Genomic DNA, 15,788 nt, shown 5'->3' with positions numbered 1-15,788 from the left:
GGTTGATTAGAACTTCTGGGTGTAGTCGATGTAGTAGATGCGACCATCGATGCCGTAGAGGTCTTCCGCGTAGGTGAAGCCATCACTCGACAGGGAAGGCCCGCGGTTGAACAGGTTCTTCACACCGGTCTGGATTTTGCCGTTCCAGCTGGTATCGACCGCCACGTTCAGGTTCCAGATGGTGTTGGAAGCGATATGGCCATCTTCCTGACCGTCCACATAATCCTGACTCTGGGAGTCGATATAGTTGGCGCTCAGATAGGCGTCCAGATTCCACCACTGCGGAACGTTGGCACCGATCCCGGAGTTGAAGCGAAGGTCAGGCAACCCGTTCCAACCCTTCTTGTCGATCATTGGGCCACCAGCAAACAGACCCTCTTCATACTTCAGGATGTAAGTGCCACCGAAGTCGTAGCGCAGGGTGAAGACGTTGAAGTCGTACTTGTAGTCCGCCTTGAAGTCCAGACCGCTGGTCTTGAGCTGGCCCAGGTTGACCATGCCGGCGTAAACCATCTCGACATCGCCGTTGGCGTCACGAATGACGTTCGGGTTGCTGCCGGTGTTGAGCTCCTGATAGAACTGGGTCTGGGTAGTCGCCAGCTGGATCACATCATCAATCTTGATGTAGTAGTAATCGAGCGACAGGTTCAGGTTGTCCAGCGGGTTGTAAGCTGCACCGATGGTAAAGGTATCAGCCGTCTCTTCCTTCAGGTTCTTGTTGGCCTGCCGGGTGGTGTCGTACTGCGCTTCCGGACAGTCGCTAATATTGTTTGCCTGGCAACCCACATAATCTTTGGCAAAGTCGGCCGAGAATGAATCTGCAGCGTAGAGATCATCCAGCCCCGGCGCACGGAACGACTGGGACCAGGAGGTGCGGAACATCAGTTGGTCGAGCGGCTGATAACGTAGACTCGCTTTGGGCGAGAAGGCGCTGCCAAAGTCGCTGTACTTGTCGAAGCGACCCGCCAGGTTCAGCTCGATCTGCTCGGTGATGGGGATCAGGCTCTCGATATAGGTGGCAAACACATCGCGCACCCCGGCGCCGGAGTTGCCGGAAGAACCCAGCACGTTGCCCGCTTCGGACTGGCTGTCATAAGTATCGGCGTAAGCCCAGTCGTTATACTCGGCGCCCCAATACCAGCTGACCGGACCGGCCGGTAATTGGCCCATCTCCCAACCCATACCGCCAGACCACTGGAAGAAGTCCATCTTGGATGTACGACTGGTGTCGTAGGAGAGGTCGCTGGTGGCGCTATCCGAGAAACTGCCATTGACGAAGTTGCCGCCATTGACCTGGGTCTGTACCGCAGGTCCCAACACATAGCCGGTACCCGAGCTCTTGTTATCGGTCTTGGAGTACATATAGCCGGCGTTCCACTCCACATCCCCGACGGCGTCAGTGGGCATCACGCCTTCAAAACCCAGGTTGATAGTGCCGGTCAGGTCAGTCACATTGTTGTCGCGGGGACCGACGTTGTTGAAGCGGTAATAAACGGTAGCTTTTTCACCCACACCGGTGTTAAAGCCATTGTCTGCCAGCACGGCATCGCCGCCAGCAGTACCACCATTGATGGAAAAGGCGCCGGCAGCCGGAGCAAAACGACCAAAGCTGGTGACCCGGGAGCCGATCAGCTGAGGAACGAAGTCCACGTTATCGTTGATATGGTAGCGACCATTCACATAGACGGTGTCACGGGTACGGGAAGCGGTCTTGGCGGCAACCTGGGCGAAGTCGAAACGGCAGGCAGTGCCCTTGGTAACGAAGCCTGCGCCGGTGCTTGCGCAATCAACCCCATCCAGGGTGCGGGTGACGGTCTTGCCGGTCGCCGCATCCACCCCTTTGATATTACGGCCATAGAGGCTGGGGGCCAGGGCGCCCTGCAAGGCCAGATAGTCGCGATCACGGTAGAAAATCACGTCTTTGACATCGTGCTCGTAGACCATCATCAGGGAGCCTTTCTCACCAGTGATGCCGCTAACGATGGAACCGCTCTTCTCGTCACCACCTTCCTCGGTCGGTGAACCGACACGCCCCTGGAAGGTCAATCCTTCAAAACCCTCTTTGAGGATCACGTTGATCACGCCGCCGATGGCATCGGAACCATACAGGGCGGAGCCACCATCCAGGTTCACTTCCACCCGCTCAACGGCCGCCATGGGGATGGTGTTGAGGTTGATGGAAGTACCGCCCATGGTCGGTGAACCGGCGATCCGCTTGCCATTGAGCAGTACCAGAGTACGGGTAGAGCCCAGGCCACGCAGACCAACGGTTCCTTGAGACTGATAGGAGTCACCAGAGGAAGGGGAGTATCCACCAAAGGAGTTGTAGGAGGCCTGTTTCAGATAATCCGCCACAGTCTGCTGACCAGACTGTTCAATTTGGGCCTTGCTGACAGAGACAACCGGAGTTGCCCCCTCAACATCAACACGGGAGATACGGGAGCCAGTGACTTTGATTTTCTGCAGTTTTTCGACGTTCTGCCCTTCTTCGGCAGATACGGATGGGGCCGCCGCAACGCTCGCCAAGGCGAACGCAATCGCAGCAGAGATTCTGCTCTTCCTAAGCATCGCTTATATCCTTCCTGGTTGTTTATTGTTTGCTTCCTGATACCGCCCTCTTTGGAGCGATGTGTAAGGCTTATCAATCTTTGACTAGCGGCGTCAATGGAGCAGGGGGGCGGCGAGGTCGAACGCAGAATAAGCGAAGTGTATTAATTTTGACCGGCAAAATTAGTGAATAATTCCGTCAAAAACAACCAGAACAATGTAAAAACATTGTTAAATGACGTAAATGGCGCTGAATTAAAATTTGATGAACTTATTAGTTAGCGTGCTGTCTGTTTATATCTTATTTCGATTTATCGACCTTAATAAGAATAAAACACTAACTTCATCACTGGTGAACCGCACCATTTTGGTAGTGGGGATAGATATAGGTGCCGAGATGATATCGTTTTCCTTCAGCTTTACCAGCCAAGCAAAAACCAAAAAAAATCAATAGTTTAAAATTAAATTAAGCCTGGATAAACAGCTGTTTATGTTTTTTAAAATTATGTTGAACGGTAGCGTTTTGTTTTGATTTTCACTTTTCAGATAAAAAACATCATTTTTCGGCGTTTTTGGTTTCAGCGGGTCATTTGTCCCAGTTTTCCATTTCCTTGTACTTGATTTTTGTTGCAGAGCTTTTACAGTGGCCAAGCGGATTGTCTGCTGTTTGGCAACCAATCCAGCGCGTAATGCCAGGAAGGAAAGGCCTGTCACCGGATTTGACTGGTCGCAAAAAAAGAACAACAAGGACGAGGTTCTACCATGCTGTCGTATTTCCTACGCCGGATGCTGTTGATCATCCCGACGTTTCTCGGTATCACCCTGCTCGTCTTCACCATCACCCGTTTCGTGCCGGGCGGCCCGGTCGAACGCATGCTGCTGCAAGCCCAGGTGTCCCAGAATGAATCTGGCCGCTCCAGCGGCAGCAAGGGGGCGCAGGCCCTCTCCGATGAACAGATCGAGGAGCTCAAGGCCTTCTATGGCCTCGACAAGCCGATGCTGGTCGCCTACTGGGAGTGGCTGCAGAAGCTGGCGGTGCTGGATCTCGGTGAATCAACCCGCTACTACGAGCCGGTGTGGGATCTTATCAAGGATCGGCTCCCCGTTACCGCCTTCTTCGGGCTGGCGACCTTTCTGCTGAGCTATGCGGTCTCCATCCCGCTCGGGGTGGCCAAGGCGCTCAGGCACAACAGCCGCTTCGACTCGTTAAGCTCCATGCTCATCTACATGGCCTATGCCCTGCCCGCCTACGTGGTGGGGATCTTCCTCATCACCGTGTTCGCCTTCCATCTGGAGTGGCTGCCAATGGGCGGTTTTCCGGGGGACGATTTTGAGTACATGGAGAGCAGTTGGGATCAGATCCGCACCGTCTTTGCCCATGCCCTGCTGCCGCTTATCGCCTACGCCATCGGCGATTTCGCCATCCTCACCATGACCATGAAAAACAGCCTGATGGAGAACCTGTCGGCCGATTATGTGCGTACCGCCGTGGCCAAGGGGTTGCCGTTTCGCAAGGCGGTCACCGACCACGCCATGCGCAACAGCCTGATCCCCATCGCCAGTCACCTGGGGTCCGTGCTCACCGTCTTCTTTGGCGGCTCCTTCCTCATCGAGACCATCTTCAACATCGACGGCATCGGCCTGCTCGGTTACGAGGCGATCGTCGAGCGGGACTACCCCACCGTGATGGGCATTCTGGCCATCACCTCCATGCTGATGCTGATAGGCAATATCGTCTCCGATATCTGCGTTGCCCTGGTAGATCCGCGCGTACGGTTTGGAGATTGACCATGAACCAGACCTCTATTGCCATGCCGATGCTGATATCACGCCATATCGTCTCCGATATCTGCGTTGCACCCTCTGTTGACCCCCGCGTGCGGTTTGGAGACTGACCATGAAGCTCAATCCGGTTACCTTGAAAAAACTCAAGCGCTTCAAGTCGATCAAGCGCGGCTACTACTCCTTCATCATCTTCACCACCCTGGTGCTGCTCTCCCTACTGGCGGAGCTGCTGGTCAACAGCCGGGCGCTGATGGTGAGCTATCAGGGCCAGCTGCACTTCCCCACCTATGGCGATGTGATCCCCGGTCAGCAGTTCGGGCTCGATTACGAGTACGAAACCAACTACCGCCAGCTCAAGGCCAAGTTTGCCGCAGAGGGCCAGGGCGACTGGGTACTGCTGCCGCCAGTGCCCTGGAACCCCTACGAGCAGGATTTCAAAGAGGATGCCTACCCGCCCTATGCTCCGAGCATGGCTGAGCGCCACTTCCTCGGCACCGACACCAGCGGCCGCGACGTGCTGGCGCGGCTGGTATACGGCTTTCGCATTGCCATCGGCTTTGCCTTTATCGCGCTGGCGGCCAGTTACGCCATCGGAGTCACCATCGGCTGCCTGATGGGTTTTCTCGGCGGCCGCTTTGACCTCATCTTGCAACGCTTTATCGAGATCTGGTCCCAGGTGCCGTTTCTCTACGTCATCATGATCCTGGTGTCGCTGGCCAAGCCCAACTTCGGCCTGTTTGTCGCCATCAACGTGCTGTTCGGCTGGATGGGGATCACCTGGTATATGCGCACCCTCACCTACAAGGAGCGGGCGCGGGACTATGTGATGGCGGCGCGGGCGCAAGGGGCGACCACCGGGCGGATCATCTTCAACCACATCCTGCCCAACACCCTGATGATGATCGTTACCCTGGCGCCGTTTGCCGTGGTGGGCAATATCTCGACCCTGACGGCACTCGACTATCTGGGCTTTGGCCTCGCGCCGCCGACCCCGAGCTGGGGGGAGCTGCTCTCCCAGGGCATCAACAATCTGGATGCCATCTGGATCGTCAGCTCGGTGGTGGCGGCGGTGAGTCTGGTGCTGATCATGGTCTCCTTTATCGGCGAGGCGATCCGCGAAGCGTTCGATCCGCGCAAATTTACCCGTTACCAATAAGCCAGCCGATGCCAGCGCATCGACAGGCGTCGGGCCACGAACAGTGATAAATGAAGGACGGGCCGCCGCCATCGGCGGTCCCGGGAGCAAGGGATAATCCCGTTATCAATCAAGACCCCCAGTGCAGGGGCCAGACCTGGAAGTCAAACATGAAAAATAAAATCAAATGGATAGGTGCTCTCTTTGTGCTGGTAAACGGATCCTGGGTCTGGGCGGCCAGCCTGCCCGCGGATCTCAAATGGGAGACCAACGACACGGATCCGGTGTTCGCCTCCCCCAAGGCGCAGCCGGGCGGCAGCCTCAATATGTTTGTCGACAGCTTTCCGCTGACGTTCCGCACCGTAGGGCCTGACTCCAACGGATCGTTCCGCTCCTTTATTCTCGATAACCAGTTGCGACTCATCAGCTTCCACCCCAATACCGGCAACCCCATCCCCTCGCTGGCGACCCACTGGGCCATCGCGCCAGACAGCCAGACCGTCTACTTCAAGCTGGATCCCCGCGCCAAATGGTCGGATGGCAAGCCGGTCAATGCCGATGACTACACCTTCGGCTACGAGATGATGCGCTCCAAACACATCAAGGGGCCCTGGTTCAACAACTACTACACCACTGAAGTGGTAGCGGTAGAGAAGATCGACGACCACACCATTCTGGTCAAAGCAGGCAACCGCAAGGCCAAGCTGGATCTGCTCAACACCACCGAGCTGTGGCCCCAGCCCAAGCACTACTACAAGCTGACCCCTAACTGGGTGAAGCAGTACAACTGGGCCCTGGTGCCCACCACAGGTCCCTACGTGATCAGCGACGTCAAGAAGGGCAAATCGGTTACCTTCAGCAAGCAGAAGGATTGGTGGGCAAAGGATGATCGCTACAACCAGCACAGATTCAACATAGACACCATCAAGGTGCAGGTGATCCGCGACCACAACATCGCCTTCCGCCACTTCCTGAAAGGGGAGATCGATACCTTCGAGATGATCCTGCCCAACTGGTGGCATGAAAAAGCGGTCACCCCGGAGTACAAGAAGGGGTACGTGCAAAAAGTGATGGCCATGACCGACACCAAACAGGGCGGTCAGGGGGTTCACCTCAATGTGGCCAACCCCAAACTGGCGGACGTGAACGTGCGGCTCGGCATCCAGCACGCCTTCAACATCGACAAGATGATCGAGACAGTGCTGCGCGGCGACTACGACAGAGCCACTACCTTCGGCTCGGGTTTTGGCGAGTTCACCGAGATGACGCTGCCGGAGCGGGCTTACGACATCGGCAAGGCGCGGGAGTACTTTGCCAAGGGCGGCTACAACAAGCCGGGGCCGGACGGCATCCTGCAAAATGAGAAGGGGGAGCGGCTGACCCTGGCGCTCACCTACACCAGTCAGGAGCACTCCAAGCGACTTACTGTGCTGAAAGAGGAGGCCAAGAAAGCGGGTCTCGATCTGGAGCTTAACCTAGTGGATGGCGCCACCGGCTTCAAGGTGATGCTGGAGAAGAAACACGAGGCGGCCTGGCTTGGCTGGGGCGGCGGCGGTCTCTATCCACAATATTGGGAGTCGTTCCACTCCGCCAACGCCAACAAACCGCAGACCAACAACCTGTTCAACGTGGCTGACAAGGAGCTGGACGCGCTGATCGACGCCTACAACGTCGAATTCGACATGGCCAAACGGGCCAAGCTCTCCCAGCAGATCCAGCAGCGCATCTATGACCTCGCCATCTTCGTGCCCGGGGTACAGCTCAACTATGTGCGGGCTAGCAGCTGGCGTTATGTGATGCTGCCGGAGGTGCCTGCCACCAAGAACACGCCGGATCTGCTCTACTGGCCGATGGACGGTTATCCTCACAGTAGCGGCGGTCTGCTCTGGCTCGATCCCAAGGTGAAGGAAGAGACCCGCAACGCCAAGGAGGCAGGGGAGGCGCTGGCGCCCATCAACCTGCTCGACAAGACCTATGCACGTCATTGATATTCAGGCCATTGCGAAGGGAGCAGCAGTTATGCCCAACACCCAGGCACCCATCCTTGAGGTCAGCGATCTCGAGGTGGAGTTCGCCGTCGATGACGGCAAGATCAAGGTGCTCGACGGGGTCAGCTTCAAGGTGGCCCCAGGTCAGACGCTGGGGATCGTCGGCGAGTCCGGCTGTGGCAAGAGTGTCACTTCACTCGCCATCATGGGGCTGCTGCCCAAACCCCATGGTCAGGTAGTTGCTGGCTCCATCCGCTTTCAGGGGGAGGAGCTGCTGTCCCTTGCGCCGGATCAGATGTACAAGGTGCGCGGCAACCGCATCTCGATGATCTTTCAGGAACCGATGACGGCCCTCAACCCGGTGCAGACGGTGGGGGAGCAGCTGATGGAGGTGTTTCGCCTCCACCGCCCCGAGTATGACAAGGCACAGCGCAAAGCCGCGGCCATTGCCATGCTGCAGAAGGTGGGGATCCCGGAACCGGCCCAGCGCTTTTCGGTCTATCCCCACAACCTCTCCGGCGGCATGCGCCAGCGGGTAATGATCGCCATGGCGCTCTCCTGCGAGCCGGACCTGCTTATCTGTGACGAACCGACCACGGCGCTGGATGTCACCATTCAGGCCCAGATCCTCGAACTGATGAAAGAGCTGCAGGCCCAGACCGGGATGGCCATCATCTTTATCACCCACGATCTCGGGGTAGTGGCGGAGCTGTGCGACGAAGTGGTGGTGATGTATGCCGGGCGGGCGGTAGAGCAGGCCGATGTGTTCGAACTGTTTGACCATCCCCGTCACCCCTATACCCACGGCTTGATGAGCTCGATCCCGCGCCTTGAGGATGAGCCCAAGAGCCTGCTCAAGACCATCAAGGGACAGGTGCCTGCCCTGCACGAGATGCCCGCAGGCTGCCGCTTCTCCAACCGCTGCCCCCACGCGACCGATCTCTGCATCAGCGCCATTCCAGCGGTGGAGCAACTCAATCCGCACCACCATGTCGCCTGTCACTACTGGAAGGAGTTGACCGTATGAGCACTCTGTTATCGGTCAGGGATCTGAAACAGCACTTCCGGCTGGGAGGCGGCTTCCTGCGCAAGCAATATACGGTTCACGCGGTGGATGGCATCAGCTTCGACCTGAAACAGGGGGAGACGCTAGGGCTGGTGGGCGAGTCGGGCTGCGGCAAGTCCACCCTCGGACGCAGCCTGCTCAAGCTGTTCGAGCCGACCGCGGGCACCATCACCTTCGAGGGGCGCGACATCACCGCCCTCAGCCCGAAGGAGATGCGCTCCCTGCGTCAGGAGATGCAGATGGTGTTTCAGGATCCTGCAGAATCCCTCAACAGCCGCCACACCGTGGGCCAGATTTTGGAGGAGCCCTTCATCATCCACGGTAAAGGCAACACTGAGCAGCGCCGCACCTGGGTGCAGGAGTTGCTGGCAAAAGTGGGCCTGCCGGGCAGCGCGGTGGATCGCTACCCCCACGAGTTTTCCGGCGGTCAGCGCCAGCGGATCGGCATCGCCCGCGCCATCGCCCTCAAACCCAAGCTGCTGGTGTGCGACGAGGCGGTCTCAGCCCTCGATGTCTCGGTGCAGTCGCAGATCGTCAACCTGCTGCTCAGCCTGCAGCGGGAGATGAACCTCTCCATCATCTTCATCGCCCACGATCTGTCGGTGGTCAAACATATCTCGGATCGGATTGCGGTGATGTATCTGGGACGGATCGTCGAACTGGCGGATGCCCAGTCGCTCTATCTGGCGCCGCGCCACCCCTATACCCAGGCGCTGATCTCTGCCATTCCGGTGCCAGATCCGCGCAGGCGCAGCCAGCGCATTCTGCTGACCGGCGATGTGCCCTCCCCCATCTCGCCGCCAAGCGGCTGCCACTTCCACCAGCGCTGCCCCCATGCGACCGAGCTGTGCAAGAGCAAGGCGCCAAGGCTTGAGGTGTGCGATGAGGCCCATCATCAGGTGGCCTGTCACACCCCGCTCGCCGTCGGTGGTCACGCCATCAGCGGCAGCACCATCAGTGACAACGCTATGAGCGGCGACAGCAGGCTGGAACAGGCGAGCTAGGCGCTGCGAACAAACGCCAGGGTAGAAACAGACGAGGCGGCCATCAGGCCGCCTCGTACTATCGGGTCACGCTTGTCTTATCCGGTCACGGCTGCCACTCGTCAGGCAATCTGGTAACGGCCCGGCTTGTGGTTGAGTGTCAACAGCAGATTACAGAGCACAGCGGCAATGATAGAAAGCGCCAGGATCCAGGGCTGCACCACGAAAAACGAGGCGACAACAATGGCGCAATCGAGCCCCATCTGCAGCTTGCCCGCCCGGATGCCAACGCGATCCTGAATAAAGAGCGCCAAAATACTGAAGCCCCCCAGACTCGACTTGTGGCGAAACATGATGAGCAGCCCCATGCCGATCAGGGTGCCGCCGATCAGCGCCGCATAGAGCGGCTCTATCTTGCCGATCTGCAGTACGCCGTTGAGGTGATCGGTCATGTAGGAGACCGCCGCTACCGAGACGAAGGTGTTGAAGGTAAAACGTGGCCCCATCCGTAACCATGCCAGCGCATAGAAGGGCAGGTTGATGCCGAAAAACAGCAGGCCGAAGCTGATGCCGGTCACCTTTTGCAGCAGCAGCGCCAGCCCGGCAGTCCCGCCGGTGAGCAGGCCAACCTGATGAAACAGAAAGATGCCGAGGGAAACAAAGCCGGCCGCCGTCAGCAGGGCCAGCACATCCTCATAAATAGGATGGGCAGTGCGAATCGAGGTGTTGTCCATAACCTGTATCCAAGCGAAGTAAAGAGAGCGTGTCTGTGAGAGCGTATCTGTCGCCTGCCATTGCGGGCGGGCTGCGAGCCCTGTCCACAGGGCTTCGTTATGGGGTCCAGTCTATTTTTTGTGAAAAGGATCACAACAGTCAGGCTGAACGCCCCATTCTGGTGCCTGTCATCTGGCATTGACACCCGCTGCACCAAGATGCAGCATGCCGCGGTTTAACCGCGCCACCCCCCCATTCACAGCACGAGGCACTTTTCATGAAGGTCACCATTTTTGGCACAGGCTATGTCGGGCTGGTGCAGGCCGCCGTTCTGGCCGAGGTGGGGCATCAGGTCTGCTGCGTGGATGTGGATGATGAGCGGATCGCCGCCCTCAGACAGGGGCAGATCCCCTTCTATGAGCCGGGGCTGGCCCCGCTGGTCGAGAGCCATCTGGCCAGCGGCCGCCTGAGCTTCACGGTAGAGCCCGCCATTGGCGTGGCACACGCCGATCTGCTGCTGATCGCCGTGGGCACCCCGGCTGACGAGGATGGCTCGGCCGATCTGCAACATGTGCTGGCGGTGGCCGACACCATAGGCCGACTGATGCAGCACCCCAAGCTGGTGGTGACCAAGAGCACGGTACCGGTCGGCACAACGCAGCAAGTAAAAGAACATATTGAGCTACAGTTGGCCGAACGTGGGCTGACCCTCGCCTGCGAGGTGGCAGCCAACCCCGAGTTTCTCAAGGAGGGAGCGGCGGTCAACGACTGCATGCGGCCGGATCGCATCATCATCGGTTGTGACAGCGAGCAGGCGCTTGAGCAACTGCGCGCCCTCTATATCCCCTTCAACCATGCCCCCTTCCACCGCAATCACGACCGGATCGTGGTGATGGATCTGCGCAGCGCCGAGCTCACCAAGTACGCCGCCAACGCCATGCTGGCCACCAAGATCTCCTTTATGAACGAGATGGCGGCCCTCGCCGAGCAGCTGGGGGCCGATATCGAGGCGGTGCGGCAAGGGATGGGCGCCGATCCCCGCATCGGTTACCACTTTATCTACCCGGGCTGCGGTTACGGCGGCTCTTGCTTCCCCAAGGATATCAAGTCGTTGCGCCATACCGCGGCGAGTGTCGGCTGCGACGCCCCGCTGCTCGCGGCGGTCGAGCAGGTCAACCAGCGCCAGCAACAGAAGATGGCGCAAACCCTGCTGACCCGCTTCGGCCCGGAGCTGCACGGCCACACCTTCGCCCTGTGGGGGCTGGCGTTCAAACCCGGCACCGACGACATGCGCGATGCGCCGAGCCGACCGCTGCTGGCCGCCATCTGGGCAGCTGGTGGCCGGGTGCAGGCCTTTGATCCCAAGGCGATGGCGCGTGCCCATGAGCTTTACGGCGAGCGGCCGGATCTGCTGCTCTGCCCCACTCAAGAATCTGCACTGGAGGGGGCCGATGCCCTGCTGATCTGCACCGAGTGGCAGGCGTTTCGCGCCCCCGATTTCCAGCAGTTGAAAGCCCTGCTCAACCAGCCCGTCATCATCGATGGCCGCAACCTCTATGAGCCGCGCCAGCTCAGCGAACTCGGCTTTGACTATCACACCATCGGGCGGCCACATCTTCCCGCCAAAATGCAGCCAGCCAACGCGATCAGCAACCCGGAGAGCCAACCATGATCTATCTGATCACCGGCGTCGCCGGTTTTATCGGTTTTCACGTGGCCAGCCAGCTGTGCGCCGCAGGCCATCAGGTGGTGGGGATCGACAACCTCAACGACTACTACGAGGTGAGCCTGAAAGAGGCGCGGCTGGCCCGGCTCGAAACCAACCCCGGTTTTCACTTCGAGCGAGTGGATCTGGCGGATCGCGAGGCGATGGCGGCCCTGTTTACCCGCCACGGTTTCGAGCGGGTGATCCATCTGGGGGCGCAGGCGGGGGTGCGCTACTCCATCGACAATCCGTTCGCCTATGCCGACAGCAACCTCACCGGCATGCTGACGGTGCTGGAGGGGTGTCGCCACCATGGGATCCAGCACCTCATCTACGCCTCCTCCAGCTCGGTCTATGGCATGGGGGATCAGATGCCCTACTCCACCGCGCAGCAGGTGGATCACCCGGTCTCCCTCTACGCCGCCACCAAGAAGAGCGGCGAGCTGATGGCCCACGCCTACTCGGCGCTCTATGGCCTGCCCACCACAGGGCTGCGCTTCTTTACCGTCTACGGCCCCTGGGGCCGCCCCGACATGGCCATCACCAAGTTCACCCGCGCCATCCTCGCGGGCGAGCCTATCGACGTGTACAACCACGGCGATCTCAGCCGCGACTTCACCTACATAGACGATATTGTCGCGGGGATCCTCGCCGTGGCCGATCAGCCGCCCGGCGCCAATCCCGATTGGCATGCCAGCAAACAGAGCCCGGCCGAGAGCGCAGCCCCCTACCGCATCCTCAATATCGGCAACGGCCAGCCGGTACGGCTACTCGATTTTATCGAGGCGCTGGAGGAGGCCCTCGGCAAACCCGCCATCAAGCGAATGCTGCCGATGCAAGCAGGCGACATGCACGCCACCTGGGCCGACAGTGAGTCACTGCACACCCTCACCGGTCTGCGCCCCGCTACGCCTCTCAAGCAGGGGGTCGCCGAGTTTGTCCGCTGGTATCTCGATGACTACCGGCCTGCCCCCTGACGAGCAAGAGCCCCATGATCCGCCCCCAGCTTTCGCGCCGGGTTGCCCGCGACATTGGCCAATGCTACCGCGACCTCCCCGGCACCAACGCCGATCCGCAGGCGTACCACCACGCCCCCTAAGCGACCGAAAAACCTCGATAAACGGCTGGTTCGCCATTAGTTCCATACCGTTTTGATCTCTGAAATCCCCAGGCTATAACAACAGGATCCACTGGGTTGGTGGCGATAGCAGCCATGTTCCTCTATATCTTCTGTACTCAAGCAGGAGATACCCCATGAGGAACATCAGCGAAAACGGACTGTTTTTGCTGCTTTTTTTGTCTTTGTTACTGGCAGGTACGCCGCTAGCGATGGCACAAGGCAGGGATTTCAGGCAAGCCCCCAAGGCACTGACGGCGATCAAGCAGGGTCAGGCAGCCCAGCAACACGGCAATCTGCAAAAGGCCATCGCCCTCTACTGTGTCGCGGCCAGCACCGGCCATCCCGAAGGGTATTTCCGGATCGGCCGCCTGCTCGCCACCGGCCCCGCCTCGGTGCGCAGCGCCAAGCTGGCCAACAGCTATCTCGCCATGGCGATACGCCTTGGCAGCCAACAGGCTGCCCGTTACTACAACGCCCGCATCGGCAATGCCCCCATGGGGGATCAGTGCGGCATCGGGATCCGTGGCGGCCAAGGTGGCTATCTGGCCCGGATCCCCGCCACCCCCTTCAATGTCGACTCCTGGATTGCCCGCCAGCCACCCGCCAAGCAGAAACTGGTCACCATGCTGCGCCATGCCGCCAAACACCATAAGGTGGATGCCCGGCTGGTACTGGCGATCGCCATCGCCGAATCCAACCTCAACAGCCGCGCCGTTTCACCGAAAAATGCCCAGGGACTGATGCAGCTGATCCCCGAGACCCAACAACGCTTCGGAGTAACCCGACCGTTTGATCCGGCCCAGAACATCAAGGGTGGCGTCACCTATCTCAAGTGGCTGGATCGCCGCTTCGATGGTGACTGGGTGTTGATCTCGGCCGCCTACAACGCTGGTGAAAAAGCGGTAGAGCGCTATGGCGGGATCCCGCCCTATGACGAGACGCAGGAGTACGTGAAACGGGTGCTCTATTTTGCAGGGCACCAGCAGCCCTGAGCGCTCGCCAGCAAGGTGCCACGGCGCGCCATTTCTCTCTGCTGCTATCTGTTGCCAGCTATTGCCATGGCTGATAGACCCGGCGCGGTTTAGCCAAATGGATCACTCGGCCTTGCTTGCGCCTTGGCCCTTGGCATTAGCATTGGCACCTTGATGCCCTCCCATCCCGCGGCCAAAAACTGCCATAACGGTTTATGGCATCCCGCTAACACAGTAGAATGGCCGCCAACTCAATCCATTAGCGGCAACTGCCTGCCCAGGCTGGCGGTTGCCCACCCGCATTACCCGGATGCCATTCATGTTTGATCAAGCCTTCAAGAATATCGACGACGCCCTGCACAAAGAGTCGGGCTGCAGCTCTGAACTGGATTACACCGAGCAAACCTCCTGGCTGTTGTTCCTCAAGTACCTCGACGCGCTGGAGCAGGACAAAGAGAGCGAAGCACTGCTCGAAGGCAAGCCCTATACCCCGATCCTGCTACCTCGCTATCGCTGGTCGAGCTGGGCCGCCCCCAAGGGGGCCGATGGCAAGATTGACCACAACGTGGCCATGACAGGTGACGATCTGGTGGAGTTTGTCGATAAAGAGCTGTTCGCCTATCTGGAAGGGTTCAAGCAACGGGCGAGCGGGCCGGATACCATCGAGTACAAGATTGGCGAAATCTTCGGCGAGATTAAGAACAAGATCCGCAGCGGCTACACCCTGCGCGATATCATCGACCATATCGACGAGCTGCGCTTTCGCTCCCAGGTGGAGAAACACGAGCTGTCGGCGCTCTATGAAGAGAAGATCAAGCGGATGGGCAACGCCGGGCGCAATGGCGGCGAATACTACACCCCTCGCCCACTGATCCGCGCCATGATTGCGGTGACCAAGCCGCGCATTGGCGAGCGCATCTATGACGGCGCCTGTGGTTCAGCAGGCTTCTTGTGTGAAGCCCACGACTACCTGAGCGCCATGCCGAATCTCTCCACCGACGATCTGGCCACCCTGCAGACCCGCACCTTCTACGGCAAGGAGAAGAAGAGCCTCGCCTACGTCATCGCCATCATGAACCTGATCTTGCATGGCATCGAAGCGCCCAATATCCAGCACACCAATACCCTGGCCGAGAACTTGAGCGATATTCAGGACAAAGACCGGATGGAGGTGATCCTTGCCAACCCGCCGTTTGGCGGCAAGGAGCGCAAGGAGGTGCAACAAAACTTCCCCATTCGCACTGGCGAGACGGCATTTCTGTTTCTGCAGCACTTTATCAAGATGCTGAAAGTGGGCGGTCGTGCAGCCATCGTTATCAAGAACACCTTCCTCTCCAACACCGATAATGCCTCAGTTAACTTACGTAAATTGCTGCTGGAGAGCTGCAACCTGCACACCGTACTGGACTGCCCGGGCGGCACCTTCCAGGGGGCAGGGGTCAAAACCGTGGTGCTCTTCTTTACCAAGGGCGAACCGACCCGCAAGGTGTGGTTCTATCAGCTCGACCCGGGCCGCAATATGGGCAAGACCAACCCGCTTAATGACGACGATCTGCAAGAGTTTGTCGAGCTGCAGGCCAGCTTTGCCGACTCAGCCAACAGCTGGAGCCTGGACGTTGCCGAGATCGATACCAGCAGCTATGACCTGTCGGTGAAAAATCCTAACGGCGGTGAAGAAGTGGTTCATCGCAGCCCAAGTGACATCATGGATGAGATTGCCGCACTGGATGCCGAAAGCGCCGAGCTGCTGGCCACGATTCGGGGGCTGGTATGA

General features: G+C 59.0%; 12 protein-coding genes. 9 read left to right on the top strand and 3 right to left on the bottom strand.

The features are described 5' to 3' along the window. Window positions 1–6 precede the first annotated feature (6 nt). Window positions 7–2,568: a TonB-dependent receptor gene (locus NMD14_04495; protein ID XEI33687.1), complete on the bottom strand. Its 2,562-nt coding sequence runs from the start codon at window positions 2,566–2,568 to the stop codon at window positions 7–9. 426 nt (window positions 2,569–2,994) lie between these two features. Next, complete coding sequence (locus NMD14_04490; GenBank protein ID XEI33686.1) at window positions 2,995–3,294, bottom strand: hypothetical protein; 300 nt, start codon at window positions 3,292–3,294, stop codon at window positions 2,995–2,997. A gap of 15 nt (window positions 3,295–3,309) precedes the next feature. Here NMD14_04490 and NMD14_04485 point away from each other — a divergent pair, with 15 nt between their 5' ends. The 5 genes from NMD14_04485 (at window position 3,310) to NMD14_04465 (ending at window position 9,525) form a co-directional block, all read left to right on the top strand. Beyond that, window positions 3,310–4,335 (top strand): ABC transporter permease subunit, encoded by a 1,026-nt coding sequence (locus NMD14_04485; protein ID XEI33685.1) that lies wholly within the window; start codon window positions 3,310–3,312, stop codon window positions 4,333–4,335. A gap of 109 nt (window positions 4,336–4,444) precedes the next feature. After that, window positions 4,445–5,488, top strand: coding sequence for an ABC transporter permease subunit (locus NMD14_04480; protein ID XEI33684.1), 1,044 nt, complete (start codon window positions 4,445–4,447; stop codon window positions 5,486–5,488). 149 nt (window positions 5,489–5,637) lie between these two features. Next, a complete protein-coding gene (locus tag NMD14_04475; protein XEI33683.1) occupies window positions 5,638–7,455 on the top strand; it encodes an extracellular solute-binding protein in 1,818 nt (605 codons plus the stop codon). A 31-nt stretch (window positions 7,456–7,486) separates the two neighbouring features. After that, window positions 7,487–8,482, top strand: coding sequence for an ABC transporter ATP-binding protein (locus NMD14_04470; protein XEI33682.1), 996 nt, complete (start codon window positions 7,487–7,489; stop codon window positions 8,480–8,482). Further along, entirely contained in the window at window positions 8,479–9,525 is a 1,047-nt protein-coding gene (locus NMD14_04465; protein XEI33681.1) for a dipeptide ABC transporter ATP-binding protein, read from the top strand. Before NMD14_04470 ends, NMD14_04465 begins: the two co-directional genes overlap by 4 nt. Before the next feature lie 101 nt (window positions 9,526–9,626). Here the strand turns inward: NMD14_04465 and NMD14_04460 are convergent, their stop codons facing one another. After that, window positions 9,627–10,238 carry a YitT family protein gene (locus tag NMD14_04460; GenBank protein ID XEI33680.1) on the bottom strand — a complete coding sequence of 204 codons (612 nt, stop codon included), beginning with the start codon at window positions 10,236–10,238 and terminating at the stop codon, window positions 9,627–9,629. Window positions 10,239–10,495: 257 nt separating this feature from the next. Between NMD14_04460 and NMD14_04455 the strand changes: the two genes are divergently transcribed. The 4 genes from NMD14_04455 (at window position 10,496) to NMD14_04440 (ending at window position 15,788) form a co-directional block, all read left to right on the top strand. Beyond that, on the top strand, window positions 10,496–11,890 hold the full coding sequence (locus tag NMD14_04455; GenBank protein ID XEI33679.1) for a UDP-glucose/GDP-mannose dehydrogenase family protein: 1,395 nt from the start codon (window positions 10,496–10,498) through the stop codon (window positions 11,888–11,890). Continuing rightward, window positions 11,887–12,900 carry an NAD-dependent epimerase gene (locus NMD14_04450; GenBank protein XEI33678.1) on the top strand — a complete coding sequence of 338 codons (1,014 nt, stop codon included), beginning with the start codon at window positions 11,887–11,889 and terminating at the stop codon, window positions 12,898–12,900. The genes NMD14_04455 and NMD14_04450 overlap by 4 nt, the downstream gene beginning before the upstream one ends. Before the next feature lie 277 nt (window positions 12,901–13,177). Further along, window positions 13,178–14,035, top strand: a complete 858-nt coding sequence (locus tag NMD14_04445; protein XEI33677.1) for a lytic transglycosylase domain-containing protein — start codon at window positions 13,178–13,180, stop codon at window positions 14,033–14,035. Window positions 14,036–14,333: 298 nt separating this feature from the next. Further along, window positions 14,334–15,788 (top strand): type I restriction-modification system subunit M, encoded by a 1,455-nt coding sequence (locus tag NMD14_04440; GenBank protein XEI33676.1) that lies wholly within the window; start codon window positions 14,334–14,336, stop codon window positions 15,786–15,788.

It is taken from the genome of Aeromonas veronii, assembly GCA_041319085.1.
Lineage (GTDB): Bacteria > Pseudomonadota > Gammaproteobacteria > Enterobacterales > Aeromonadaceae > Aeromonas > Aeromonas veronii_F.
Note: the sequence above shows the minus strand (reverse complement) of the source record. Positions and strands in the feature narration are given on the sequence as shown.

Excerpts from the sequence above, each read along its gene's own strand:
- NMD14_04495 (XEI33687.1), bottom strand. The coding sequence starts at position 2,568 with ATGCTTAGGAAGAGCAGAATCTCTGCTGCGATTGCGTTCGCCTTGGCG.
- NMD14_04485 (XEI33685.1), top strand. The coding sequence starts at position 3,310 with ATGCTGTCGTATTTCCTACGCCGGATGCTGTTGATCATCCCGACGTTT.
- NMD14_04480 (XEI33684.1), top strand. The coding sequence starts at position 4,445 with ATGAAGCTCAATCCGGTTACCTTGAAAAAACTCAAGCGCTTCAAGTCG.
- NMD14_04475 (XEI33683.1), top strand. The coding sequence starts at position 5,638 with ATGAAAAATAAAATCAAATGGATAGGTGCTCTCTTTGTGCTGGTAAAC.
- NMD14_04470 (XEI33682.1), top strand. The coding sequence starts at position 7,487 with ATGCCCAACACCCAGGCACCCATCCTTGAGGTCAGCGATCTCGAGGTG.
- NMD14_04465 (XEI33681.1), top strand. The coding sequence starts at position 8,479 with ATGAGCACTCTGTTATCGGTCAGGGATCTGAAACAGCACTTCCGGCTG.
- NMD14_04460 (XEI33680.1), bottom strand. The coding sequence starts at position 10,238 with ATGGACAACACCTCGATTCGCACTGCCCATCCTATTTATGAGGATGTG.
- NMD14_04455 (XEI33679.1), top strand. The coding sequence starts at position 10,496 with ATGAAGGTCACCATTTTTGGCACAGGCTATGTCGGGCTGGTGCAGGCC.
- NMD14_04450 (XEI33678.1), top strand. The coding sequence starts at position 11,887 with ATGATCTATCTGATCACCGGCGTCGCCGGTTTTATCGGTTTTCACGTG.
- NMD14_04445 (XEI33677.1), top strand. The coding sequence starts at position 13,178 with ATGAGGAACATCAGCGAAAACGGACTGTTTTTGCTGCTTTTTTTGTCT.
- NMD14_04440 (XEI33676.1), top strand. The coding sequence starts at position 14,334 with ATGTTTGATCAAGCCTTCAAGAATATCGACGACGCCCTGCACAAAGAG.